20 protein-coding genes are annotated in these 26,028 nt (G+C 66.1%); 5 read left to right on the forward strand and 15 right to left on the reverse strand.

Features of this window, described 5'->3' with window-relative positions:
* Positions 1 to 180: 180 nt before the first annotated feature.
* The 4 genes from K9B33_RS04630 to K9B33_RS04645 all read left to right on the forward strand — a co-directional run bounded on the left by K9B33_RS04630 (position 181) and on the right by K9B33_RS04645 (position 7,007).
* Entirely contained in the window at positions 181 to 3,378 is a 3,198-nt protein-coding gene (locus K9B33_RS04630) for an efflux RND transporter permease subunit (protein ID WP_224547022.1), read from the forward strand.
* 19 nt (positions 3,379 to 3,397) lie between these two features.
* Complete coding sequence (locus K9B33_RS04635; RefSeq protein WP_224547024.1) at positions 3,398 to 4,564, forward strand: efflux RND transporter periplasmic adaptor subunit; 1,167 nt, start codon at positions 3,398 to 3,400, stop codon at positions 4,562 to 4,564.
* On the forward strand, positions 4,554 to 5,966 hold the full coding sequence (locus K9B33_RS04640; RefSeq protein ID WP_224547026.1) for an efflux transporter outer membrane subunit: 1,413 nt from the start codon (positions 4,554 to 4,556) through the stop codon (positions 5,964 to 5,966). The genes K9B33_RS04635 and K9B33_RS04640 overlap by 11 nt, the downstream gene beginning before the upstream one ends.
* 234 nt (positions 5,967 to 6,200) lie before the next feature.
* The gene (locus tag K9B33_RS04645; protein WP_224547028.1) at positions 6,201 to 7,007 is read left to right on the forward strand and encodes a MucR family transcriptional regulator; all 807 of its coding nucleotides are present in this window, start codon (positions 6,201 to 6,203) and stop codon (positions 7,005 to 7,007) included.
* A 44-nt stretch (positions 7,008 to 7,051) separates the two neighbouring features.
* On the opposite strand, the gene K9B33_RS04650 is transcribed toward K9B33_RS04645, so the two are convergent.
* From K9B33_RS04650 to K9B33_RS04715, 14 genes are all read right to left on the reverse strand, one after another.
* Positions 7,052 to 8,920 carry a bifunctional sugar phosphate isomerase/epimerase/4-hydroxyphenylpyruvate dioxygenase family protein gene (locus K9B33_RS04650; RefSeq protein ID WP_224547030.1) on the reverse strand — a complete coding sequence of 623 codons (1,869 nt, stop codon included), beginning with the start codon at positions 8,918 to 8,920 and terminating at the stop codon, positions 7,052 to 7,054.
* 22 nt (positions 8,921 to 8,942) lie between these two features.
* Positions 8,943 to 9,812, reverse strand: a complete 870-nt coding sequence (locus K9B33_RS04655) for a shikimate dehydrogenase (protein WP_224547032.1) — start codon at positions 9,810 to 9,812, stop codon at positions 8,943 to 8,945.
* Between the two features lie 61 nt (positions 9,813 to 9,873).
* Positions 9,874 to 12,816 carry a TonB-dependent receptor domain-containing protein gene (locus tag K9B33_RS04660; RefSeq protein WP_224547034.1) on the reverse strand — a complete coding sequence of 981 codons (2,943 nt, stop codon included), beginning with the start codon at positions 12,814 to 12,816 and terminating at the stop codon, positions 9,874 to 9,876.
* A 99-nt stretch (positions 12,817 to 12,915) separates the two neighbouring features.
* Positions 12,916 to 14,217, reverse strand: a complete 1,302-nt coding sequence (locus tag K9B33_RS04665; RefSeq protein WP_224547036.1) for an MFS transporter — start codon at positions 14,215 to 14,217, stop codon at positions 12,916 to 12,918.
* A 177-nt stretch (positions 14,218 to 14,394) separates the two neighbouring features.
* Positions 14,395 to 15,504, reverse strand: coding sequence for a hypothetical protein (locus K9B33_RS04670; protein WP_224547038.1), 1,110 nt, complete (start codon positions 15,502 to 15,504; stop codon positions 14,395 to 14,397).
* A complete protein-coding gene (locus K9B33_RS04675; protein ID WP_224547040.1) occupies positions 15,501 to 16,028 on the reverse strand; it encodes a DUF3237 domain-containing protein in 528 nt (175 codons plus the stop codon). The genes K9B33_RS04670 and K9B33_RS04675 overlap by 4 nt, the downstream gene beginning before the upstream one ends.
* On the reverse strand, positions 16,028 to 17,620 hold the full coding sequence (locus K9B33_RS04680) for a carboxylesterase/lipase family protein (protein WP_224547042.1): 1,593 nt from the start codon (positions 17,618 to 17,620) through the stop codon (positions 16,028 to 16,030). The genes K9B33_RS04675 and K9B33_RS04680 overlap by 1 nt, the downstream gene beginning before the upstream one ends.
* Entirely contained in the window at positions 17,620 to 18,600 is a 981-nt protein-coding gene (locus K9B33_RS04685; protein WP_224547044.1) for an alpha/beta hydrolase, read from the reverse strand. Before K9B33_RS04685 ends, K9B33_RS04680 begins: the two co-directional genes overlap by 1 nt.
* A 321-nt stretch (positions 18,601 to 18,921) precedes the next feature.
* Entirely contained in the window at positions 18,922 to 19,578 is a 657-nt protein-coding gene (locus K9B33_RS04690) for a TetR family transcriptional regulator (RefSeq protein WP_224547046.1), read from the reverse strand.
* A 79-nt stretch (positions 19,579 to 19,657) separates the two neighbouring features.
* Entirely contained in the window at positions 19,658 to 20,539 is an 882-nt protein-coding gene (locus K9B33_RS04695) for a Rossmann-like and DUF2520 domain-containing protein (protein ID WP_224547048.1), read from the reverse strand.
* Between the two features lie 118 nt (positions 20,540 to 20,657).
* Positions 20,658 to 21,728: a VOC family protein gene (locus K9B33_RS04700; RefSeq protein WP_224547050.1), complete on the reverse strand. Its 1,071-nt coding sequence runs from the start codon at positions 21,726 to 21,728 to the stop codon at positions 20,658 to 20,660.
* A gap of 107 nt (positions 21,729 to 21,835) precedes the next feature.
* Positions 21,836 to 22,072, reverse strand: coding sequence for a hypothetical protein (locus K9B33_RS04705; RefSeq protein ID WP_224547051.1), 237 nt, complete (start codon positions 22,070 to 22,072; stop codon positions 21,836 to 21,838).
* Complete coding sequence (locus K9B33_RS04710) at positions 22,069 to 23,658, reverse strand: phytoene desaturase family protein (protein WP_224547052.1); 1,590 nt, start codon at positions 23,656 to 23,658, stop codon at positions 22,069 to 22,071. Before K9B33_RS04710 ends, K9B33_RS04705 begins: the two co-directional genes overlap by 4 nt.
* On the reverse strand, positions 23,655 to 24,464 hold the full coding sequence (locus K9B33_RS04715) for an SDR family NAD(P)-dependent oxidoreductase (RefSeq protein WP_224547053.1): 810 nt from the start codon (positions 24,462 to 24,464) through the stop codon (positions 23,655 to 23,657). The genes K9B33_RS04710 and K9B33_RS04715 overlap by 4 nt, the downstream gene beginning before the upstream one ends.
* A gap of 98 nt (positions 24,465 to 24,562) precedes the next feature.
* On the opposite strand from K9B33_RS04715, the gene K9B33_RS04720 reads away from it, so the two are divergent.
* The gene (locus K9B33_RS04720; RefSeq protein WP_224547054.1) at positions 24,563 to 25,000 is read left to right on the forward strand and encodes a winged helix-turn-helix transcriptional regulator; all 438 of its coding nucleotides are present in this window, start codon (positions 24,563 to 24,565) and stop codon (positions 24,998 to 25,000) included.
* Between the two features lie 4 nt (positions 25,001 to 25,004).
* Here K9B33_RS04720 and K9B33_RS04725 read toward each other — a convergent pair whose 3' ends face one another.
* Positions 25,005 to 26,018 (reverse strand): LysR family transcriptional regulator, encoded by a 1,014-nt coding sequence (locus K9B33_RS04725; protein ID WP_224547055.1) that lies wholly within the window; start codon positions 26,016 to 26,018, stop codon positions 25,005 to 25,007.
* Between the last annotated feature and the right edge of the window lie 10 nt (positions 26,019 to 26,028).

Raw genomic sequence — 26,028 nt, forward strand, 5'->3', positions numbered from 1 at the left:
GCGCGGATCAAGGGTGGCGTTTCGAAACTAGAATCCAGCGCCTCCGCAGAGCATGACGGGAACGATATGGCGGTTTGATCGCCGCCCCCCGTTGTGCCTCTCGCGACCCTTTCCATGGGGGGAGGCAGGCATCAAGCATCCGGCGGCGGGCGCCGGCGCGATGAAGGCGGGAGTCGTGGATTGATCGGTATCGTCAAGGTTGCGCTGCATCGGCCGCTGACCTTCATCGTCATGGCGATATTGATCGCGATCGTCGGCCTGATGGCGGCGATCCGCACCCCCGTCGACATTTTTCCCAATATCCGCATCCCGGTGATCGCGGTGGCGTGGCAATATTCCGGCCTGCCGCCCGAAGATATGGGCAACCGGATCATCAGTCCCTATGAGCGGGTGCTGACCACGACGGTCAACGATATCGAGCATATCGAAAGCCAGTCGATGCAGGGCATCGGCATCGTGAAAATCTATTTCCAGCCGGGCGCAGACATCCGCACCGCCACCGCGCAGGTGACATCGGTGTCGCAGACCGTGCTGCGCCAGATGCCGCCCGGCATCACGCCGCCGCTGATCCTGAACTATAGCGCGTCGACCGTGCCGATCCTGCAACTGGCGCTGTCGGGCAAGGGACTGTCCGAGCAGCAATTGTTCGACCTGGGCCAGAACCAGATCCGTCCGCCGCTCATCACTATTCCGGGCCTCGCCATGCCCTATCCTTCGGGCGGGAAGCAGCGGCAGATCCAGATCGACCTCAATCCGGTCGCGCTCCAGTCCAAGGGGCTGACGGCGCAGGATGTCGGCACGGCGATCGCGGCGCAGAACCAGATCAACCCGGCCGGTTTCGTCAAGATCGGCGCGACCCAATATAGCGTGCGGCTGAACAATGCGCCCGGCACGATCGAGGCGCTGAACGACCTGCCCGTCAAGGTGGTGAACGGCGCGACCATCTATATGCGCGACATCGCCTATGTCCGCGACGGCAACGGGCCGCAGACCAATGTGGTGCATGTCGAGGGGCGGCGGTCGGTGCTGCTGACGGCGCTGAAGAACGGCGCGACATCGACGCTGGCGATCGTGGACGGAGTGAAGGAAGCCCTGCCCAAGATCAGTGAAACATTACCCGAGAGCCTGAAGATATTGATGATCGGCGACCAGTCGATCTTCGTCAAGGCGGCGGTCGAGGGCGTGATCCATGAAGGCGTGCTGGCCGCGGCGCTGACGTCGCTGATGATCCTGCTGTTCCTGGGATCGTGGCGGTCGACCGTCATCATCGCCTTGTCGATCCCGTTGGCGATCCTGTCGGCCGTGGCGGCGCTGGCCATGTTCGGCCAGACGCTGAACGTCATGACGCTGGGCGGGCTGGCGCTGGCGGTCGGCATATTGGTCGACGACGCCACGGTGACGATCGAAAATATCAACTGGCATCTGGAACAGGGCAAGGGCGTCGTGGAGTCCATATTGGACGGCGCGGCGCAGATCGTGACGCCGGCCTTCGTGTCCTTGCTGTGCATCTGCATCGTGTTCGTGCCGATGTTCTTCCTGCCCGGCGTCGCGGGATTCCTGTTCGTGCCGATGGCGCTGGCGGTGGTGTTCGCGATGATCGCATCCTTCATCCTGTCGCGGACATTGGTACCGACGATGGCGATGTATCTGCTGAAGCCCCATGTCGAGCATGGCGACGCGCACATGGCCGGCAGCGCCGGATCGCGGAACATCTTCGTGCGGTTCCAGCGCGGATTCGAGAAGAAGTTCGAGACGATCCGCCATGGCTATGTCGGGTTGCTGCGCCGGGCGCTCGATGCGCGCAAGCCCTTCCTGCTGGGGTTCATGGGGCTGGTCGTCCTGTCCTTCGGGCTTCTCCCGATGCTGGGCAGCAATTTCTTCCCGGCGGTGGATTCGGGCCAGATCGCCATGCATGTCCGCGTGCCGGTGGGCAGCCGGATCGAGGATACGGCCGCGCGGTTCGAGCGGATCAGCCATATGGTGGAGCAACTGGTTCCGGCCGCCGAACTGGAGGCCATCACCGACAATATCGGCCTGCCCGTCAGCTCGATCAATACCGTCTACAATAATAGCGGTACGATCGGCCCGCAGGATGGCGACATGCTGATCGCGCTGAAGAAGGGGCATCGCCCGACCGACGAGATCGTCGCGACGCTGCGCGAGGAATTGCCGCGCCGCTTCCCCGGCACGAGCTTCGCCTTTCTGCCCGCCGACATCACCAGCCAGATCCTGAATTTCGGCGCGCCCGCCCCGATCGACATCCAGATCGCGGGCAAGAACGCCGCGGCCAACCGCGCCTATGCGCAGAAGCTGCTGGCGAAGGTCGCGACCATCCCCGGCCTGGCCGATGCGCGCATCCAGCAGCCGGGGCGATCACCGCAGCTCGACGTCGATGTCGACCGGTCGCGCGCGGGCCAATATGGGCTGACCGAGCGGGACGTGACGACCAGCCTGGCCAGTTCGCTGGCAGGCACGGCGCAGACCGCGCCGGTCTTCTTCGTCGATCCCAAGAGCGGCGTATCCTATCCCGTCGTGGCGCAGGCGCCCGAATATCTGATGGGGTCGATCAGCGACCTGTCCAATGTGCCGGTATCGGCCGCCGCGGGGAGCAATGGCGCGGTGCAGCCGCTGGGCGGCCTGGCCACGATCGCGCGGTCGAGCACGGTGCCGGTGGTGTCGCATTATAATATCGCGCCGGTGCTGGACATTTATGCGACGGTGCAGGGCCGCGACCTGGGCGCAGTGGCGGGCGATATCAACGCCGCGATCAAGGCGCTGGAGGGCGAAGTGCCCAAGGGCGCGACCGTTACCATGCGCGGTCAATATGCGACGATGAACACCGCCTTTTCCGGGCTGGGCTTTGGCCTGGCGGGCGCGATCGTGCTGATCTACCTGCTGATCGTCGTCAATTTCCAGAGCTGGGTCGATCCCTTCGTCATCATCACCGCCCTGCCCGCCGCATTGGCCGGGATCGTGTGGATGCTGTTCGTGACCGGCACCACCCTGTCGGTCCCGGCGCTGACCGGCGCGATCATGTGCATGGGTGTCGCCACCGCCAACTCGATCCTGGTCGTGAGTTTCGCGCGGGAGAAGCTGGCCGAGCTGGGCGACGCGACCAAGGCGGCGATGGAGGCGGGGCTTGTGCGGTTCCGCCCGGTGCTGATGACCGCGCTGGCCATGATCATCGGCATGGGTCCGATGGCGCTGGGCCTGGGCGAAGGCGGCGAGCAGAATGCGCCGCTGGGCCGCGCCGTGATCGGCGGGCTGGTCTGCGCCACCATCGCCACCCTCTTCTTCGTACCCGTCATCTTCGCCTTCGTCCACCGCCGCCAAAAAGCCACCGATCCCCAGATGGAATATCAGCCCAGCCATGCATGACAGTCAGCCTTCGCAAGATATGACCGCGAGCGGTCCCGACAGCCGGATGCTGAAGCGCGTGGGCATCGGCGCGGGTGTGATCGCCCTGGCGGTCGTGGCGGTCGGCGCAGCGACGCGGATCAACGCGACCAACGATCTGCGCGACACAGCACAAAAGGCGTCCATCCCGGCGGTCGCGATCGTGTCGCCACAGAGCGACGCCAAGGGCGGGGCGCTGGTGCTGCCGGGCAATGTCCAGGCCTATAACAGCGCGGCCATCTATGCGCGGACCAACGGTTATGTCAGCCGCTGGCTGGCCGATATCGGCGACAATGTGCGGGCGGGCCAGTCGCTCGCGGTGCTCGATGCGCCGGAGATCGACCAGCAACTCGCGCAGGCGCAGGCCGATTACCAGACCGCGCTGGCGAACCAGCGGCTGGCGGGGACGACGGCCAAGCGGTGGAGCGCGATGCTGGCCAAGGACGCGGTGTCGCAGCAGGAATCGGACGAGAAGGCTGGCGACCTGGCGGCCAAGTCGGCGCTGTCCAACGCGGCGCTGGCCAATGTGAAGCGGCTGCGCGCGCTGCAGGGCTTCACCCGCCTCGCCGCGCCCTTCGACGGGGTGGTGACGAGCCGGTCGGCGCAGATCGGCGCGCTGGTGGTGGCGGGCAATGCCGCGTCGCAGCCCTTGTTCACCGTGTCCGACATCCACCGGATGCGAATCTATGTGCGCGTGCCGCAGGGCTATTCGTCGCAGGTGAAGGTCGGGATGCCGGCCACGCTGACCCTGCCCGAATTTCCCGGCCGCAGCTTCACCGCAGCGCTGACGCGCAGCGCTGGCGCAGTCGATGCTCAGTCGGGCGCGGTGCTGGTCGAATTGCAGGCCGCCAATCCCGACCGCGCGTTGAAGCCGGGCGCGTTCGCCCAGGTCCGCTTCGATGTCGGGCAGGGCGGCGGCAATGGATTGAGTTTGCCAGGTAGTGCGATCCTCTATGGCAATGACGGTCCGACCATCGCCGTGGTCGGCCGCGACAGCCGCGTGACCGTGCGGCCGATCAGCATCGCCCGCGACGAAGGCGCGACGGTGCTGGTGGCGAGCGGGATCAAGCCCGGCGAGCGGGTGATCGATTCTCCGCCGGATTCGATCCAGTCGGGCGACACGGTGAGCGTGCAGAGCGGCGGCAAGGGTGCGGCTCATGCCGGCTAGGGCCGCGGCGCGCGCGGGGGTGCGTCTGGGGCTGGCGCTGCTGGGCGGCTGTTCCATGGCGCCCGCCTATCAGCCGCCGCAGATCGCCGCGCCGCAAACCTATAAGGAGATGGCCGGCTGGACCGTCGCCACGCCGATGGATGCGGTCCCGCGCGGGCCGTGGTGGGAAGCGTTCGGCGACCCGGTGCTGAACGAGCTGGAGACGCGCGCGCAAGCGGCAAGCCCGACGCTGGCGGCAGCGCTGGCCCGCTACGACCAGGCGCGCGCGGTGGCGCGGGTCGAGGCGTCGGACCTGCTGCCGACCGTGGGCGTGGGCGGCGATGCTGCGCGCCAGCGCGTGTCGGGCAACCGATTCCAGGGCAATGGCGATGCGCGGACTTACAATGATTTTTCGATCGGCGCAGCGCTCGACTATGAGCTGGACATGTGGGGTCGCATCCGCAACAGCGTGACGGCGGCGCGGGCGGACGCGCAGGCGAGCGAGGCCGACCTGACGGCGGCGCGGCTGAGCCTGCAGGCGGCGGTAGCCGACGCCTATGCGCGGCTGCGCGGGCTGGATGCGCAGGCGGACCTGCTGCACCGGTCGGTGGATGCATTCGAGCGCGCCTATCAACTGACCAGGACGCGGCATGACGGCGGCATCGCATCGGGCATCGACGTCAATCGTGCGCGCACGACATTGAGCAACGCCAGGGCGCGGATTTCGGCGGTGGCGAATGATCGCGCCGCGACCGAGCATGAACTGGCGGCGCTGACCGGGGCGGTCGCTTCCGACTTTTCGATTCCCGCGCGTGTGCAGACGCTGAGCGCACCTGCCATTCCGACCGGTGCGCCGTCCACCCTGTTGCAGCGACGGCCCGATGTGGCGGCGGCGGAGCGGCGCATGTTCGCCAACAACGCCCGGATCGGCGTGGCGCGCGCGGCCTTTTTTCCTTCGCTTACGCTGGGGCTGAGCGGCGGTTGGCAGACCACGCACGGCCAGTTGCTGACCACGCCCAACAGCGTGTGGGGCCTGGGGCCGCTGGCCGCGGCGCTGACCCTGTTCGACGGTGGCAAGCGGCGGGCGCAGGTCAGATTGTCGCGCGCGGAATATGAGGAGCAGGCCGCGCTCTATCGCGACACGGTGCTGGGCGCGTTCCGGCAGGTGGAGGACGGCATTGCGGCGCTGCACCACCTGTCGGTGCAACTGGTCGACCAGCGCGATGCGGCGCAGGCGGCGCAGCGCACGAGCGACCTGGCCTTCACCCGCTATCGCGACGGCGCGTCCGACTATCTGGAGGTCGTCACCGCCCAGACCGATGCGCTGGATTCGCAGAGCGCGCTGCTGACCGCGGAGATCGAACGGATGCGGGCGAGCATCGCACTGGTCAAGGCGCTGGGCGGATCGCCGGCCGCCGCCTGAACGGATGAAATACGGGCGTCGGACCAATTGCAGTAGAGGTCCAGTCGTTGCAAGACTAGCAGGGGATCGCGACCGTCCCAGCGACCATCTCGACCAGTGTTCGTCCACGACGAGATGCCTTGCACGCTGTGCCGCCAGCCATGCTTTTGACAAAAGCGCCGGGGGACGGCAAAAGGGCAACCGGGCCAGCCAATCCTACGCCCCGGCCCGCCCTTTTCTGGATAGGATATTCCCATGGCCGACATCGAACAGCCCGACTATCCGAGCCTGACCGTCCAGTTGTTGAGCGCCTATGTCGCCAACAACACAGTCGCCAGCGATGACCTGGCGGGGCTGATCCAGTCGACGCGCGCGGCGTTGATCGCGGAGACTGCGCCTGCGCCGGTCGAGACGGTCGAACATGTCCCGGCGGTGAGCGTGCGCAAGAGCATTGCGTCGCGCGAGCATATTCTGAGCCTGATCGACGGGCGGCCGTACAAGACGCTCAAGCGGCATCTGGCCACCCATGGCCTGACCCCGGCCGATTATCGCGAACGTTACGGCCTGCCCGCATCCTATCCGATGGTGGCGCAGGCCTATTCCGACCAGCGCCGCGCAGTAGCGCAGAAGCTGGGCCTGGGCCAGCGCGGCACGCAGGCGCGCGCGGCAGCGGCCGCTGCGGAGGCTGCATCGGCCGCGCCCGCGCCAAAGCCGGCAAGCGCAGCGAAGGCAGCGGCGCCCAAGCCCAAGGCCAGCCGCAAGAAGCCCGCCGTTGCGGCCACGCCCGCCCCTGCCGCTGCTACGCCCAAGGCAAAGGCAAAGGCTGCACCCAAGAGCGACCGCGTCCCGGCCGAAGCGGACGTCGAGACCGCGGCGACGCCGAAACCGGCCGCCAAGAAGCCCGGTCGCAAACCCAAGGCGGCGGCCGCGCCGACGATTTCTACGGTCGAAACGCCCATAGCGGCGGCGGAGCCGGTCAAAGCGAAGAGCCCGGCCAAGGCACCGCGCAGGAAGCTGGGCATCAAGGCGGCCAAGAGCGAGGCGGCCGACGCCACGTCCTGACAGACGAGCGCGCCGTCCGGATGGGCGGCGCGCCGCGCGGGCGATCATTCCGGATCGGTCGCCGCCTTTTTATAGCGTTCCTGCGAGGCGAGGCGAATGCTGGCATTGGGCGCGCCATAGCCCTGATACCTGTCGCGCTCGACAAATTCGAAAAAGAAGCGTTTGCGGAACGCGCGACTGTAGAGTTGCAAATATTCGCCGGTGCCATCCGCATCGTATAATATATTCGCCTGCGCCAAGGCTGCCATGCGCTGGTCGTCCAGGCCGAAGCGGGCGGCGATATCGTCATGATAATTGGGCGGGATCGGCAGGATATCGGCGCCCTTTACGGCCATGCGGCCGGCAGTCGCCAGCAGATCCGGCGTGGACAGGGCGATATGCTGATAGCCGCCCCCCAGATTATGTTCCACGAAGCGCGACGACAAGGTGCCGAGCGCCTCGGAGGCATTGAGCGTTACACGCAGCGCGCCGTCCGGCGACTGGAGCGGCTGGCTCAATACCAGCCCGGACGGGTCGATGACATCGGCCTGGAAACTTTGTTGCAAGCCGAAGAGCGAGCGCCAGTAGAGTTGCCAGGACAGATATTCCTCGATCCGCACGACCGCGGCGAGATGATCGATGGCGAGCGGGGATGCGTCATAGGGCGCGCCGGTGGGCGTGAATTCGCCGGCCCACATGGCATCGGCCTCTCCCTCCCCGATCAGATAGACGAGACTGCCGCCGATGCCGCGCAGCGCCGGGAAGGCGAGGTTGCCCGGCGCGTCGCTATCGTCCACCGCCCGGATGCCCAGATGCGCGGCGCGCGCGGCGACCGCATCGCGATCCGGCACGACGAGGCCGACGGCGCAGATGGACGGGCCGTGGACGCTATGAAAATCATGGCCGAAGCCATGGGGTTCGGCGTTGATGACGAGGTTGACCGACCCGGCCTGCCAGCGGCTGACCGCCTTGGCCGGGTGGACGCCGGTGCGGATGAAGCCGAGCGATCCGAACATTGTTTCAAGCGCCGGGACATCCGCATCATCGACGGCGAATTCGACGAATTCGGGGCGGACATGGGACGGCGGCGATGGGGCGACGGTCGGGCGGTCGAGCAGGCGCAAGGCGGAATCCTCGACATGGCGCAGCGCGCGCAGTCCGTCGGCGGCGATCAGGTCGGCCGACCAGCCGCGGAACCGATCGTTGAAGATTTCGAGTGACAAGGGGCCGCTATAGCCGGTCGCCAATATTTCCGCGACATAGGCTTCAACCGGCAAACCGCCTTGCCCCGGAAAGTTGCGGAAGTGGCGGCTCCAGTAGAGCAGGTCCATATCGAGTTTCGGCGCATCGGCCAATTGGACGAAGGCGATCTTGTCGCCCGGAATGGAGCGGATGCTCTCGCTGGGGATGCCGCGCGACAACGAGTGGAAGCTGTCGAGAATGATGCCGATATTGGGATGATCGACCGCTTCCACAATCGCCCAGGCGTCGCGATGGTCGAAGACATGGCGGCCCCAGGCGAGCGCTTCATAGCCGACGATGATGTCGCGGGTGGCGGCGACGGCGCCCAGTTGCTGGAAGTCGGCGATGATGCGGTTGCGTTCGCCCAGCGCGTGCGGCGAGCAGTTGGAGCAGACAAGGATGTGACGGGCGCCCAGTTCGCCCATCAGGTCGAATTTCGCTGCCGCCCGGTCGAAGGCGCGCTGGCGCATGGCGCCGGGCATCCCTTCGAAATCGCGGAAGGGCTGGTAGAGCATGCAGGCGAGGCCGAGATCGTCGAGCATCGCACGGACTTCGCGCGGGCGCAGCGGCGAGGCGATCAGGTCGTTTTCGAAAATCTCGACGCCGTCGAAGCCCGCGGCGGATGCGGCGCGCAGCTTTTCCTCCAGCGTGCCGCTGAGCGAGACGGTGGCGATGCCGCATTGCAGGCTCATGATCGCATATCCTCCCTCTATGTCAGCTTTGCAGCGCGGCGCGGAAACTGCCGCCCATGCGGCCGGGATCGGCGCTGCGGCCGGTGAAATGCCGGAAGGCGCCGACAGCCTGGAAGATCGTCATGCCGCTGCCGTCGAGCGTGGTGCAACCGGCGGCGCGGGCTTCGCGCAGCAACTGGGTTTCGAGCGGGAAATAGACGATGTCGGTGACCCATAGCCGGGCGTCGAGCAGGTCGCGGGGGATCGCCGAGCCGGGATGCACGGCCATGCCCATGGGCGTGGCGTTGACGATGCCGTCGGCCAGCGCGATGGCCGCAGGCAGATCATGGCCGACGACCGCCCGGCCGATGCCATGCACGCCGCAGAGCGCGTCGCAGAGCGCGGTGGCGCGGCCGGTGTCGGAATCAAACAGGGTGAGTTGCGTCACGCCCAGATCCATCAGCGCATGGGCGGTGGCGGCCCCTGCCCCGCCGGCGCCCATCTGGACGACGCGGGTCATGGCGGCGCCCTGTGGCAGGCCGGAGCGGAGATTTTCGGCGAAACCGCTGACGTCGGTGTTGTAGCCGATGCGCCGCCCGTCGCGGAAGACGACGGTGTTGACGGAACCGATCTGCGCCGCCTGGGGCGAAAGTTCGTCTAGATGGGCGATGACCGCCTGCTTATAGGGATGGGTGACGTTGACGCCCGCGAAACCGGCGAGGTGCAGCGCGTCGAGCAGGCGCGGCAGGTCCGATCCGGTCATGCCGTCGGCGGCGAAATCGAACAGGCGATAGATGAGGCGGATGCCCTGCGCATCCGCTTCGCTTTCGTGCAGGCGCGGCGTCAGCGACGCCTGGATGTCGCGGCCGATCAGGCCGGTAAGGTAGCGCGGGACGGAGCGTGACTGGGTCAAGGGATGGCGATCCGAATAAAAGGGTGGTCCCCGTCAGAGTATGACGGGGACCGGGGGGAGATCAGAATTTGAACTTCGCGCCGACATAGAAGGACCGGCCGACCATGTCGTAAGTGCCGGCATCCGTGCCGTTCTGCGAACTGGCGACGAAGGGAATGCCCTTGTCGAACAGATTGGTGACGCCGCCGCGCAGTTGCAGATTGTCGTTGATGTCGACGGTCGAGAAGATATCGAACAGATTATAGGGCTTGACCCCCACCTGTTCGGCCGCGGGCGAGGTGATTGCGCTGATGTCGCGCAGCTTGCCCTGATAGCGCCAGCGCAGGCCGATGCCGAACACGTCGGAGCTGTAGCCAACGGTGGTCAGCGCCTTCCATTTGGGCAGCGGACGGCCTGGCGTGCTGGTGCCGACGAAATCCTGCGCCGCCGAGCCGGGCAGGGTCTGGACCTTATAATGGTTCAGCCAGCCGATGGCGGACGAGGCGTAGATCTTCCCCGATCCATCGCCGATGCCGGCGTCCGACAGGCGCAGCGACCAGTTGACCTGCACATCGACGCCATCGGTGTCGAGCGCGCCGAGGTTGAGATAAGGCTGGGCGATGGCGACGAGCTGACCGGTCGGGTCGCGCTGGACCAGCTGGCAGAATTCGTTGCTGTTCGAATAGCTGCTGTTCGATCCATCGAGATTATAGCATTTGGCGAGGACCGTCAGACCATTGATGGTCGAGATGACGTTGCGGATCTTGATATTATAATAGTCGACCGAGAAGGAGAAGCCCGACAGCCAGGGCGACGAGAATTTGGGATTGTAGACGAAGCCGACGTTGAAGGTGTTCGCCTTTTCCGGGGTCAGGGCGCTGTTGCCCTGGATATTGCCGCCGGTGGCGGTGGTGGCGAACTGATAGGCGTCGATGGCGGCGGCGGGAATGCCCTGCGCCAGGCAGAGGCCGCGGACCTGCGCGCCATTGGCGCCGGTGCGGGCCGCCGAACGGACGTCGCAGGGATCGCCGATGGCGAGCGGCGGCGTTCCGATGGCGAGCTGCGAGCCGGTGACGGGCGAGAAGAGTTCGCCGATATTGGGCGCACGCACCGCGCGCTGGTAGCTGCCGCGGATCAGCAGCGACTGGACCGGTTGCCAACGGGCGTCGAATTCATAGCTTTTCACGCTGCCGCTGGGCTTATAGTCCGAATAGCGGAAGGCCGCGCCGACGCCCAGTTCGTGGAAGAAGGGCGTGTCGGACAGCAGCGGGACGTCGATCTGCGCTGCGAATTCCTTGACGCTGATCTCGCCCCGCGCCGGGTTGGAGCCGACGACACCCTCGACATTGTTGGAGACGAGGTCAGAGCTGGGGTCATATTTATACGTGTTCTCGCGATAACCGGCGAGCAGCGCGAGCTGGACCGGGCCGGCCGGCAGGTCGAACAACGGACCGTTGACCTGGCCCTGGACCTGGGTCTGCGTCAGCCGTTCGCGGCTGTTGATCGTCGCGGTCATATATTGCTGGCATTCGCGCGACAGGCTGGTCGCGTTGGCGATGCCGAAAGGATTGAAACCGCCCGCGCAGAGCGAGGCGCCGCCATCGGGCGCGTTGAGCAAGGTCTGCACCCGCGATTTCAGAACCGCGTTGAACATCGACTGGTTGTGGACGGTTTCGTCATAGGAGGCGAAGGCGTCGAACTTCCACGATCCGGCCAGCGTACCCTTCAGCCCGCCCAGATATTGCTGAACCCGGTAATTTTCGTCCCAGCCCTTGTCGCCGATGCCGACATAGCGGGCGCTCCAGCGGAAGGGCGCGGCCGGGTTGGCGCGCGACGCCAACAGGGTGGCGAGATCGGTCGGGATGAAGGGATTGGTGACGGGAATGGTGGTGAAGGGCGCGAACTGCGTCAGGCTGCCACCGCTTTCGGTGGTGACGGTGGAGTCGACATAGAGGAACTGGCCATAGGCGGTCAGCGCGTCCGTCAGGTCATATTCGCCCTTGGCGAAGGCGGATTTGCGTTCGAATGCGTTGAGGATCTGAAGCTGCGGGCCGACCGGCATACGCACATTGCCGCCGACCACGGCATAGGCGCCGGTCGTCGGCCCCTTATAGTTGATCGCGCCGGTCTGGGCGAACAGCGAGCCGTCATGGTTGAAGCCGAGATTGAGCGTCGGGTTGATCGGCGTGGTCGCGCCATAGCTGGCGAACAGGCCGTTGAGCACGGCTGCGTTCGGCAGGTTCAGCGCATTGGGGACGAAGGTGCCGGTGCCGATGAAGGACGATGGCACCTTGTCGTTGAAGAAGCTGCGCTGCGAACCGGAGAGCGGATCGCGCTGGCCATAGCTCAAGGCCAGCATCAGGCGGCCACGATCGTCGGCGAATTTGGTGCCGAGCGCCAACGAGGCGTTGAACTTGCCATAGTCGCCGCGGAAGCTGTTGCCGTTCTGGATGTCGCCGCGAATGCCGTCGAAATATTTGTCGGTCTTGAAATTGACGACGCCCGACATGGCGTCGGACCCGTAGATCGCCGAGGCGCCGCCGGTGATGACGTCCACCGAGCCGATGATCGATTCCGGCAGGATGTTGATGTCGACATTGCCGTTGATGTCGGACAGCGGCAGGCGGCGGCCGTCGAGCAGGACGAGGTTGCGGTTGGACCCAAGGCCGCGCAGGTTGAGCGTGGCGCGACCGCCCGCCCCCTGGCCACCGGTGCCGGCATTGCCCGAAGGGGTGAAGCCGGGCAACTGGTTCAGCGAGTCTTCCAGCGTGATCTGGCCGCTCTGCTGCACCAGTTCATCCGAGACGGTGACGATCGGGCTGACCGCGACATTGTTCGGGCGGGCGATCAGCGATCCGGTGACGACGATGTCGGCGGTGGCCGGCTGGTCGGCGGCGGCGGCGTCGCCGGCCTGCTGCGCCGGGGCGGCCTGATCCTGCGCCCAGAGCGGTGATGTGCAGGCGCCGAGCGCCAGTGCGGCCAGCGATCCGCCGAGACGAAGCTGCATGGTGAAACCTGTCTTCATTTCATCCTCCCGTTTTTATTACTAACTAGTTCGTACATAAATTGATGCGACCCGAGGCTTTGCCCCTGTTTTTGCGTGACCTTCCTGCCCCTATATTCGTCAGTCCAGTTCGACCCGGCGTACATCCCCTACGATGAAAATATAGGCCGCGGCCCCGACCAGCGCGAGTATGCCGATGAAGGCGAGCGCGAAGTAGAAGGAGCCGGTCTGCCCCACGATCAGCCCGACCACGATCGGCGTGACGATGCCGGCCAGATTGGCGCAGAGATTGAAGACGCCGCCGGTCAGGCCGATATATTGGCGCGGGGCGACGTCGGAAATCAGGGTCCAGCCCAGATTGACCATGCCCTGGCCGAAAAAGGCGATCGACATGATGGCGATGACCAGCGTGTTGCTCTGAACGAAATTGGCCGCGACGATGGTGGAGGCCAGCAGCAGGCCCGCGACGATCGGCAGCTTGCGCCCGATATTGGCGGAGCCGGTGCGGCGGATCAGCATGTCGGACACCTGCCCGCCCAGCAAGACGCCGGCCGAGGCGGCGATATAGGGCAGGACGGCGAAGGTGCCGGACTTGAGCCAGTCCATGCCGCGCTCGGTCGCCAGATAGGTCGGGAACCAGGTCAGGAAGAAGACCAGCGTCGAATTGCCGCAAAACTGGCCGATCGACGCCCCCAATATCTGGCGCTTGCCCATCAGTTTGCGGACATTGGCCCAGGAGAAGGGGATTTTTTCGTCCTTGCCAGCGATGGCCACGCCCCCGCCCGCCTTGATATAGGCGAGTTCGGCGGCGTTGACGCGGCGGCTGTCGGCCGGATCGCGATAACGGGCATACATGAGCAGGCCGAACGCCATGCCGAGCGCGCCGGCGATCAGGAACAGGGCGCGCCAGCCGAAGCTGCCCACCACCCAGAAGAGGACGGGGCTGAAGAAGGCGAGACCCGCATATTGCCCCACGGCATAGACGGAGTTGGCCCGCGCCCGTTCATCCTGCGGGAACCAACTGCTGAGAATGCGGCTGTTGCACGGGTAGCAAGGTGCTTCCGCCATGCCCAGCGCCAGGCGGAAGCCGAACAACATCGCCACATTGCCGGCTATGCCGTGGAGCAAAGTGAAAAAGGACCAGAGGATCAGCGATCCGGCATAGGTGATGCGCGTGCCGAGCCGGTCGAGCAGCAGGCCGCCGGGGATTTGCGACGCGGCATAGGTCCAGGAGAAGGCAGAGAAGATGAAGCCCATCATTTCCGGCGAGATATGGAGTTCCGCGGTCAGCGAGGGGGCGGCGACGCCCATGACGGCACGGTCCATATAGTTGAGCAAGGTGGCGACGCTGATGAGCGCCAGCACGCCGATGCGCGCGCGGGTGGGGCGGAGCAGTCCGTCGGAATGTGCGGACGCCCTCATGCCGGCGTCGATGCGCAAGGGGCCATGACCGCAGTGTCGGACGGACGGGCGTTCGGACGATAGATGCTGCACTGGGCCGTCACTGGCCGATCCTCCCCATCAGTCGGGATATGTTTCCCGATCTTGCAGATTCGCTTCTATGCCAAGCCGGATGTTTCGGCAAGAGAAATGTACGAACTAGTTCATACAAATTTGCAGCAACAGATAGGACAGGCGCCGGATCGCGATCCGGTCCGCCTGATAGGAGCCGAGCCACAGATCGTCGCCCAGCATCACCGCCGCCGATACGCCGTTGAAGACCGGGTCGGGCGGGCCATAGGCGACCAGAGAAAAGCGGCGGGTTTCCGGGTCGAGCTGTGCCACGGCATAGCCGCGATGGCACAACATGCCATCGGCCACGCCATTGACGATTTTACGCAGGCCGCCGCAGGCCGGTTCGTCGCGCACCATGCCGGCGAGCAGCAGCCGGTCGCCGTCCCAATGGATATTGTCGGGCATGAATTCGGGCGCCTGCGCGCGCCAGAGCGGCTGGCGCGTATCGTGGCGCGCATAGGCGACCACATCGCGCAGGCCGAAGGCGATGACATAGAAGCCGCTATCGTCACGCGCCGTTTCCAGCCCGTTATTGCCGGGCAACTGCGTGCCGGGCAGCAGGCGGAAGGCGCTGTCCTGCGGGCCGCGTTCATAGACGCCGCCGGTGATGCGACCAAGGACGAAATCGGTGATGCTGGTGCCGGGGCGCGTCAGCACCGTGGCGATGACCGTGCCGTCGGCATAGGAGGCGACGGCATTGGCGACATGGCCCGGCGGCATGGCGAGACAACCCTGCCAGCGCAGGGTCGGCGCACCCAGCCCGCGCGCGTCGATCGCGAAAACCTCGATCGCTTCGCGCCCGCCATGATTGACGACCAGCAGCCGCCCCTGCCCCGCTTCAGTCATGCGCAGACTGAGGCCGCGGGCGGTGAACAGCGCGGGATCGGGCGGCGTGGCGCAATCGGGATAGCGGGGTTCGGGCGTGACCTGATCGGATGAGGCGGTGAACCAGAGGCTGGCGCGGCGGGTGCGGCTGTCGATCAGTTTCAGCCCCGATCCGGTCGCAAATCCGCTGGCGATCACCCAGGGGGTTGCCGGGATATGGGCAAGGTCTTCGGGCTTGTTTGCGCCGCAGACGAAGCTGAACTGCGCGGTTGGGGCGCAGGCGGTGGTGGATGGTGGCGCGGGCGATGTCGTCGCGCAGCCCGCCAGCGCCAGCAGCGCCGCACCGGCGAGGATCGAACCCCGCCTCATGTGACGCGATAGACGCGGATGCGTACAGACGGCTTGGGCGCGTCTTCGGGCGGCGGGCCGAGCGTGCCGATGAAGATCGCCTGGTTGAGCCAGTCGTGCGGGCCGGTGGGCGCTTCGAAGCTGGGGACGGTGCGCAGATAGCGACTGGGGGCGGCGGAGACGCGGCTGTTGGTCAGGCCGACATTGCGGACGTGGATCGGCGTGCCGTCATCGGTGCGCATCATATAATCCGCCTCTATCACGGTCCAGTTGTCGGCGCGCTGCAACTGCCAGTCCGCGCCGCCCGCCAGTACGACGCCCCGGATGCGGGGACCGGCGAAGGTGCCGCCGGTGATGGGGATGCGCCTGCGGGTGCCGAGCGGGGTCGGGCCGAACTCCTGCGTGGGTTCCAGCGTGACGATGGCTTCATAGACGAAATCCAGGCCCGGCGCGTCGGTCGCCGCCCATGCGCTCGCCGGCAGAGCGGATGCTGCGATCACCCCGCCTAGGCCGGTGAGCACATACCGTCGGTTGATCATCGCCATCAGTCCCTGATCCGCGGACGATCGGCCGGCGGCGGGGCGTCGCCGAACAACGGCCAGTCGGCGAAATGCGGCCAGGGGATGACGGCGCGCGTGTCGCCCAGTTCCAGCGCCTTGGACCTGGCGCGCGTGAAGGCGGGCCAGTTCGGGCCGGGGTCGCCCGTGCGGGCGAAGGCGATCAGGCGATCCATCATCTCGGTGGACAGGCTCTGGTCCACCGCGGTCCAGTCGCGGGTGATGCGGAAGCGGTTGAGGCTGTCCAGCGTGCCGAGCCAATAAGGGATGTCCGCCGAATGATAGGCGCCCACGGTCGTGGGATCATGGTCGGCGAAGGAAACGCCGGGGCGATAGGGATGAACGCGGGTGAAGAACCAGGCGTGGACCGGCGCCTTGCCGGTAGCGGCCTGCGCCAGCGCCCATTGCGCCATCTGGGCGTTGAGGGTGGAGTCGCGTTCGATGTCGCGCGCCTGCCGTCGCGCTTCGTCCGGCGTGCGCGCGGGATAGCGTTGCAGGATCGTCGTGGCATTGGCCGGAAAGGCGCGGCGGACGGCGGATTCATAGTCCGCTACGGTGGCGACCGGCCCCAGCGACCGGAAGCTTTCGTCGCGGGTGAAGCCAAGCAGCAGCGGCACGTCATGCTGGCGTCCGGCGGCAAAGGCGCTGGCGGGGGTTTCCGCCACCACATCGCCGTCGATCACGATCGGACGGCGGCGCACCGGCGCGGCGCGGGCGATCAACTGGTCGGCGGGCAGGTCGCGCATCTGTTCGATCGACTGCGCGCCCAGCGCCTGTTGCAGCGCGAGGCCTTCGGCTTCGGCGTCCTTGAGCGAGACAGGCGTGCCGATGCCACCAAATGCGCCGCCACTCATGCCGACGGCGCGCTGGAACAGGCCTTTGGTCGCCGGGCTGGCTTGCAACAACGAGACCGACATCGATCCGGCGGACTGGCCCGCGATCGTCACATTGCCCGGATCGCCGCCGAAACCGGCGACATTGGCCTTGATCCACTGGAGCGCGGCGACCTGATCCTTCAGGCCGTAATTGCCCGACTTGCCGCCATTTTCGGCGCTGAGTGCGGGGTGGGCCAGAAAGCCCAACGGCCCGACACGATAGGCGATGGCGACATAGACGACGCCCTTGGCCGCAAGGGCGTCGCCCGCATAATTGCCCATGGAGGCCGAACCGATGTTGAAGCCGCCGCCATAGATCCAGGCGACGACCGGATAGCCGCCTGCGGGCGCGGGGCCGGGCGGCGCCCAGATGTTGAGGTAAAGACAATCCTCGCTGGTCGCTTCCTCCCCGAAATAATGGTTGATATTGCGGGCGCGCAGCGGCTGGATGCATTCCGGCGCAAAGCGATCGGCGTTCCAGACGCCGTCCCAGCGCGCGTGCGGCTGCGGCGCGCGCCAGCGCAGATCACGCACCGGCGGCGCGGCGAAGGGGACGCCCAGCCAGGCGCGCACGCCCGACGCCAACGTCTTGCCCGCGACCAGACCGTCGGTCGTGCGGATGGGGTCGCCGGCGGACCGATCGACGATCTGGGCCGAAGCGGGCGCGGAAAGCAGGAGCCCCAGGGCCAGCAGCAAGCGGCGCATTATTTCTTGCCCTTCAGTTGCGTGTCGAAGAAGCGGAAGGTGAGGTCGAGCGCGCGCAGCGAGGCGGCGCGGGTCGCCGCCGCATCCGCGCCGATCCAGCTATGGCCGACGCCGGGGATGATCTCCAGCGTGACGGGGACATGGGCCGCCTTCAGCGTCGCGGCGAGCTGCTGCGACTGGGCGGCGGGCACGACCTTGTCGTCGGTGCCGTGGATCAGCAGCATCGGCGGGTCTTTGGCGTCGACATGGGCCGCGGGACTGGCGGCCCTGACGCGATCGGCCGGGCAATCGGGCTTCACGCAGTCGAGATAGGCGTTTTCCGCGCCGGCGATCGCCTGCGGCATAGTGGCGAAATCATAGACGCCGTACCAGCCCGCCCCGGCTTGCACGCAGTCGCTCTGGCCGGGGTTGCTCTTGTCCTCGCCGGTCGGCGCGCTGCCGCACTGGAGCGCAGCAAGCGCCGCGAGCTGGCCGCCAGCCGATCCGCCCCAGACGGCCACCTTGCCCCCGTCCAGCCCGAAGCGCGCGGCATTGGCGCGCAGAAAGCGAATGGCGGTGCGGACATCGTCGATCGCGGCGGGGAACGGCGCTTCCTTCGACAGGCGATATTCGAGCGAGGCGACGATATAACCCCGCGCCGACAGGTCGGCCAGGACCGCGGGGAAATCGCTGAATGCGCCGGACTGGCGCGTATGGCCGTTCGCCCAGCCGCCGCCATGGATGTAGAGGACGAGCGGCAGCGGGCCACTGGCGGCGGACGGGCGGTAAAGGTCGAGCGTGATCGGACGGTAGCCGGGAATGACGGAATAGACGATGTCCGCATTGACCGTGACGCCGTTGGCCAGGGTCAGAATACGGTCGGGCATCGGATCGCCCAGCGCCGGTTCAGGCGCGGTGGCGGGGGATGATGGCTGGGCAAGGAGCGGACCCTGCGCCGCCAATAGCGCCAGACCCAAAGATAGCGTGATCCGCCTAAGCATAATCCTCTCCCGTTCATGATTCTTGTGCTAACTATTTCGTACATTGATATCATCGGGGATTGCGATGGCAAGCCCGATGACGATGCGCATCATCATGGAGCGAGACTGAACCATGGCCGCCTGTGGGGAGAGCGGCAATCGACGCTGTGTTATCCCGCCTGACGCATTGCAGCGCAGCTAAAGCATCGTGCCGAAAAGTGCGAACCGGTTTCCCGCTAAAAACGATGCGAAAAAACTGGAGCGTGCGTCTTGCGTCCGGTTAGACGCAGCCCGCTCTCGATACCGTTCAGCATGTCAGTTTCAGACGGCGGCAAGCCACACTCAGGCCCGGCACCAGCTTTCGATGATGTCGATGACATTGGTGCGCCGCCGCGCCAGCACCTTGGGCGCAGTGACGTCGCGTTCGAAACCGTAGGAGACGGTATAGCGATTCGAGACATTGTAGAAGCAGAGCGCGCTGATCGTCATATGCAGTTCCAGCGGGTCGATGCCTTCGCGGAAATGGGCGCTGGCGACGCCGCGCGCCAGGATGTTGCGCAACTGTTCCACCACCTTGCGATTGCGTTCGCGGATGCCGGGAATCTCGCCGATATGCGCGCCGCGCAAGATATTCTCGTTCATCACCAGCCGCACGAATTCGGGATGCTGGTGGTGATAGTCGAAGGTCGCGCCGACCACATCGCGCAAGGCCGCATCGGGGGCCAGGTCGCTGCGCGTATTATCCGCATCGATCTCCCGCACCGCGGTGTAAGCGCGCTCCAGCACGGCGCGGTACAAGCCTTCCTTGCTGCCGAAATAATAATAGATCATCCGCTTGGACGCATCGGTGCGATCAGCGATCTCGTCTATGCGCGCGCCGCTCAACCCCTTGTCGGCGAACTCCAGCGTGGCGACGTCCAATATGTTGAGGCGAGTCTCCTCCGCTTCACCAGCCCGTCCGCCCGCCTTGCCCTGCATGTTCGTCGGCGATTTGGCCACGCATCATCCTTCCCTGTGTCCCGCAAGGCATAGCTTGGCAGCGACGCGTCCTTCAAGAGAGGATGCAGGCGCGCGCTACTTATGTGGCGGAGGCCAGTTCCTGTCGTAACATGGTCGCGGGCTGTGCGCCGGACCGCTCCAGCGCGTCGAGCGTCGCTATCGCCATGGCACGATAGGCGGGGAGCAGGTGCGGGCTGTCAGCCGACAGCGCGACCAGATGACTGGCGATGGTGTCGCCGTCGCCCCGCAGCAACGGCCCGGACAAGGCGGCCATACCCCGGTCGAGGCCGTTGTCGAGCGCCGCGCGAACGAGCGGACCGAGGAGCGCGCCGGGGTCGGCGATGCCGGCCGCCGTCAGCGCGTCGCCCGCGCCGGCGATCAGCGTCACCAGATGGTTGGCGGCATGGCAAAGCGCGGCGTGGTAGAGCGGGCGCTGCGCCTCCCCCACCTGCTCCGCGACGCCGCCAAGCAGGGCGACCAGAGCCTGTGCGGCCAGGACCGCCGGGTGCGTGTCTGCGGTGACGACGAAGCGGGCGCCGACCATGCGGGCGACTTCCCGTTCGGGATCGCCGGTGAAGGTCATGGCCGGATGCACCGCCGCAGTCAGGGCGCCGCGCTGCGCCAGTGGCGCAAGGAGCGCCGCGCCGCTGCCGCCGCTGAGATGGAGGATGAAAGGCGTGGCGTCTTCGGACAGTTGCTGCGCCAGGGCCTCGACCAGATCGGGAATGGCGTCGTCCGACACGGCGATCAGGATCAGGTCGCAGGCGGACGCGATCGTCGTCAGTTCATGCGCGGCCTGTGCGTGGCCGATCCCGGCGACCATGGCGTCGCGCCGGACCGGGTCGCGGCCCCAGACCAGCATCGGATCGGCCGTCCGGGCTTGCAAGGCCCGCGCCATGGCGCGGGCGACGCGGCCGGTGCCGATGATGCCGATCCGGCGATGGGGTGGGTCGCTGCGCATGGCGGATGCCTAGACCATTCCGAAGTCGGCCGAAACAGCCGACGACTTGCAGAAGCGCAAAGAAGATCGGCGCGTCTGCGGCTCGGCGATCGGGCATCATGAGCAGCGCGCAGGCTCGTCACAGCGCATGTTCGTCCGCCTCGCTGATTTCGGCGAGCTTGCCGGTGACCGGCAGTCGCCCGGGGCCGGTCTTGCGAAAGGGTTCGAAACTGGCGCGGTCCGCGTCGAAAGCCATGTCCCACGGGATGTTGTCGCCGCGGAAGATGGGCGGGGCATTGTTCGACCAGAGCAGCGAGCCGAAACGAAAATCCCAGGCGCGCGGCACCCAACTATCATCCAGATAATCGGTGTCGGCGTGATATTCCGCCTCCCCCGCCTTCCCCGGCATGTCGCAATAATAATAGATGGCCGACGAAATGCGGTGGCGCGAAATCCCGCCGCTGCTGTTCATCGTCTGGTTCTTCCAGCCCCTGGCTTCCATGATGTTGGCGCCGAGCATGACTTCGTCGATATCGTCCATGCCGAAGGCGATGTGCATGAACTTGAAATGATCGGGCGCGATCGGCAGGTCGCAATTCACCCAGAAGATGGAATGATGTTCGAAGGTGCCGGGCGCACGGGAAAAGATGCCGGTGCCCTTGCTATGGTCGACATAGCGGAAACCCATATGGCGTTCGTAAAATTCGAAACTGCCGACATAGTCGGGCGAGAAGAAGACGACATGGTTGATCGTCTTGGGAAGGGCGCGGCGGCGCCAGATGCGATGCTGGTTGAAGCGGGGATAGTGGCCGGGCGTGTTGACCGGGCTGGCTTCACTGACCACCGGGCGCTTCGCCCATACCCGCAGGCCGATCGGCTGGCCGTCGGGGCAGGTGCAATGGACCGTCCCGTCGGCGTCGCGGCGGACATCGACTTCGGTGGCGAGGCTGGCGGCGACCTGCTCCAGCGCCTGCGCACTTTCGACGCCCCATATGGTTTCCTTCAATCCGTCGCCGGGGAAGGGATCGGGCGCGGGCAGGCGCGGATCGCCATGGCGGTAGAGGATGACGCGCGAGCCGGATGCCAGGCGAAATGTCGCTTCATCTTCGCTCGCCATCTCCACCGGCAGGCCGAAATCGGTCCAGAACCGCGTATGTTCCGCCAGGTCCGCCACCCCGAAAATCGCGCTTTCGACGCCCAATATGCTCATGACAACTCCCTCATCCTGATCGTCACTATGCGGACGGGGGCTGTCGCCCGGAAACGCATTTCATGGGAGGCTGCTATCGGCCCCGCCAATAGCAGCCGCCCAAGGGTTCAACCCTTGCGGAACAATATCGTCAGCAAGAACAGGATCGTGCGCCAGTCGAGCAGCCTGAGCGCGGCGCGCGCCTGTGCCGGGGTCAGTTTGGCGACCATCGGCATCGCGCCGAAAATCTTGCCGCGGATGATGAGGGCGTCGCCCTCCCGCTCGATCTTGCGGGCGGTCATCAATTCCTTGTCCTGCGCGTCGAGGATTTTCATGACGGGGGCCTTGCTGGTTGCGTTCGTCATTGCACGGCTCCTGCGCAGACCTTGTCATAATCGATACCCATGTCGTCCATCATCTGGATCGCGGTCGCACGGCCCGCGCCGAAGACGCCGCCGCCCGGATGCATGAAGGGGCCGACCAGATAGAGGCTTTCGATGCCCGGCACCCGGAAATGGCCCAGATCCGGCGTGGGGCGATGCCCGACCGTCTGGTACATGAAGGGCGCGCAGCCATGGATGTCGCCCTTGACGAAGCTGGCCGGGCTGTCGCGTTCATGGTCCAGCGGCGAGCGGACCAGCGTGCCGATGATATTATCCTCGTCCAGGTTGCTGTAGAAGAGGCGATATTGCGCCAAGCTTTCCTGGGCGATCTCCTCCTTCATCCGATCCCAGGCGGTCGGGCCGCCTTCGTGCAGGTCGTAGGGCGCGAAGGTCACGCCGTAGAAGACGCCGCCACCTGCGGGCGCGCGGCTGGGATCGTTGGACGTATTGTCGCCGCCCGCGATCAGGCGGCGGGGCGGCACCACGCCCCGGCGCAGTTGGTCATAATCGAGCAGCATGTCGCGCATGGTGTGGGTCTGGAGCAGTTCGGTCATCACCCCGCCCTCCCCTTCGGCCCAGCGCAGCTTGGCCTTCTCCTTCAACGCCATGTGCAGCAGGTTGATCGAGAAGGTGGACGGCGTGACCCGCTCGGCCCGTTGCAGCACGGGTTCGGGCGTCTCGCTGACGAAGCGGCGCAGCACATGCGGATGGATCGCGCCGATCACGCCGTCCTTCGCCATGATGGTTTCGCCGTCGGCCATCTCCAGCCCGACCGCCTTGCCCGACGAAACGATGACCCGCTTCACCTCCGCATCGCAGCGGACTTCGCCGCCCATATGTTCGATCGCGCGGACCAGCGCCTTGCTGAGTTCGCCCGATCCGCCCCTGGGCATCGACACGCCATAGGTGTGGATGATGCCGGGCATCAGCAGCACGCCCATGCCGGTGCCCAGTTCGTCCGGCATCTGGAGATTTTCGGTGATGAGGCGGACGATGTGGATCTTGAGCCGGTCGCTTTCGAAATATTGGTTGGCGACGTCGAGCGCGGAGCGCTGCATCACGTCGAGCAGGAAGCGGCCCTCGTCCGACTGGTCCATCATCGCGACGAAGGCGCCCATCGGGAAGGGCGGCGCGTAAAGGCCCGACATGAACATCGGCAGCACGCTCTGGCTGATGCCGACGAACCTGCGATAGGCTTCGGCGTCGCGCGGGCTATATTGGGCGACCTCCTGACAGGTGCGGTCGAGATCCTTCCAGGTCCGCATCACCGTGCCGTCGTCCCAGATGCTGACGTGGGGCAGTTCGGGATAGATATATTCCAGCCCGAATTTCGACAGCAGGCCCAGTTCATCCTCGCGGATCATGGGATTGCCCTGGATCATGATATGCACATTGCTGTGTTCGTCATGCCAGTAGCCGGGCGCGATCAGTTCCCGCGTCGATACGCCGCCACCGAAATGCGGCTTGCGTTCGAGGACCAGCACCTTCTTGCCCGCCTTGGCCATATAGGCGGCCGCGGTCAGGCCATTATGGCCGCCGCCCATGACGACGATGTCGTGGATGCTCATGCGTGATCTCCGAGAAAGGCGCGGAATTGGGCGATGCCCGGCACATGGGAGGCGCAGCCGCCATCGGCGACCAGCAACTGCCCGGTGATGTTGCGCGCGGCGTCGGAGGCGAGGAAGGCGACCGCCTCGGCAATATCCTCCGGCGCGCCCAGACGGTCGCGCAGCGTTTCCGCTTCCACCGCAGCGCGCAATGCCGGCGGGAAGGCGTCGCGCAGCGCGGGCGTCATCGTCATGCCCGGCGCGACCGCATTGCAGCGCACGCCATGCGCGCCATGGCTGGCGGCGATCGATCGGGTCATCTGGATGATGGCCGCCTTGGACGAGCTATAGGCCGCCTGGATCAGATGGCCCTGGAGCGCCAGGTTGCTAACGGTGTTGACGATATTGCCGCGCGTGGCGCGCAGATGCGGCAGGGCGGCGCGGCAGGCGATCATGGTGCCGCGCACATTGACGGCATAGCTGCGGTCCCACAGGGCTGTGCCCATATGTTCGATATCGCCATCCAGCCGGGCGATGTCGGGGCCGAGCAAGGCGGCATTATTGTGCAGAATGTCGAGCCGGCCGCATTGGGCGACCACGGCGGCGACCAGCGCCTCGATCGACTCTTCGCTTTCCAGATCCAGCGGGATCGCGATGGCGCCGGGCAGGCTGTTGGCCAGCGCCTGCGCCGCGTCCTGCGCGATGTCCGCGATCACGACACGCGCGCCGCGATCGGTCATCAGCCGCGCCGTCGCCGCCCCTATGCCGCCGGCCCCGCCGGTGACGATCGCCACTTTTCCGTCCAGACGGATCGCATCGGACCCCATCGCCCTCTCCTGTGATTGATCTTCTGGAAAAGCATCATAATATGGTCGGCAGAGGGGAGAAGACGGCACTTTTTTGTGCCGTCATAATCTGTTGACCGATGTCCGATTTCGACGATTTCGATCCCGCCTGCCGCGACGGCCTGACCATGCTAGCCCGCGACATGGCGGAGCATGGGGCGGAGCGCGATGCGCCGATCCGCACGGTGTTCGGGCTGCTGGGCGATCGATGGTCGATGCTGATCCTGCTGCTGCTGGCCATCGCGCCCTTCCGCCATGCCGAATTGCGGCGCCTGCTCGACCGGCTGAGCGCGGAGGGAAAGATTTCGCAGCGGGTGCTGACGCTCAAGCTGCGTCAGCTGGAGCGCAACGGCCTGGTGGCGCGATCGGTGAGCGCAGACGTGCCGCCCAGGGTCGGCTATGCCTTGACGCCGCTGGGTGACGGGCTGGTCGGGGAAGCGCGGCGCCTGCTCGCCTGGGTGCAGGCCAGCGGCACCGCGATCGAACAGGCGCGCGCCGCGTTCGACAGCGCAGACTGATCGGTCAGCCGCGCCCCTTGGGCGTGGAATCGCTCAGGAACTGGGCGGCCAGTTCCTGCCGCGCGATGCGGGCTTCGTCGAGCGAGAGGATGCCGTCATCCCTGACTGGCATGGCAGGCGCCTGCGCGCCGGCGACGATCCGTTCCACCACCCAGCGGATCGCCGGGTCGTTGTTGCTGGAGATATGCCACTGGATCGCCTCGCGGATCGGCGGGATGTCCATCGGCACTTCGTGCAAAGTGAGCGGCAGATAGTCCGCCATTCGCGTCGCCAGTCGCCGGTGCATGGTGGCGATGCGGTTGGAGCCGATGACGAGGCCGGGCATCGACAGGAAGCTGTGGGTCACGATTTCGATGCGGCGCTGGCGCTTCTGCCGCCGCACGAACCAATCTTCGAACGCGGACACGCGCGCGCGGCCGAAGCGGGCGGTGACATGGCCCAGCTCGAAATAGAGTTCCTTGGTCATCTGCCTGGCCATGGCGGGATTGCCGTTCCAGCCGACGACGACATAATCGTCCTCGAACAGGATCTGGCTGGGATGATCGGCGGAGATCGCATAGTCGATGGTGACGAGCAGATCGACCGCGCCGCGCTCCAGCGATTCCAGCAGGACTTCGGTCAGCGACTGGATTTCGAAACGCATCCCCGGCGCTTCGCGTTGCAGGTCGGTCATCGCCGACGCCAGCAGGACTTCGGTGATATAGTCCGATGCCATGATGCGAATGCTGCGGTCCGACGTCGCGGGATCAAAGGGCGGCGGCACGGCGATGGTCGAGCGGATCTGCTCCAGGACCGCGCGCACCGGATCGACCAGCCCTTCGGCGCGGGCGGTCAGGACCATCTGCCGCCCCTTCTGCACCAGCAGGTCGTCGGCGAAATATTCGCGCAGTCGCCCCAGCGCCGACGAGGTGGCGGATTGCGACAGGCAGATGCGATCCGCCGCCAGGCTGACGCTGCGTTCGCTGAGCAGCGCGTCGAGCGCCACCAGCAGGTTGAGGTCCAGCCGATCGAACCGCATCGTCTCTCTC

It is taken from the genome of Sphingobium sp. 3R8, assembly GCF_020166615.1.
GTDB classification, from domain to species: Bacteria; Pseudomonadota; Alphaproteobacteria; order Sphingomonadales; family Sphingomonadaceae; genus Sphingobium; species Sphingobium bisphenolicum.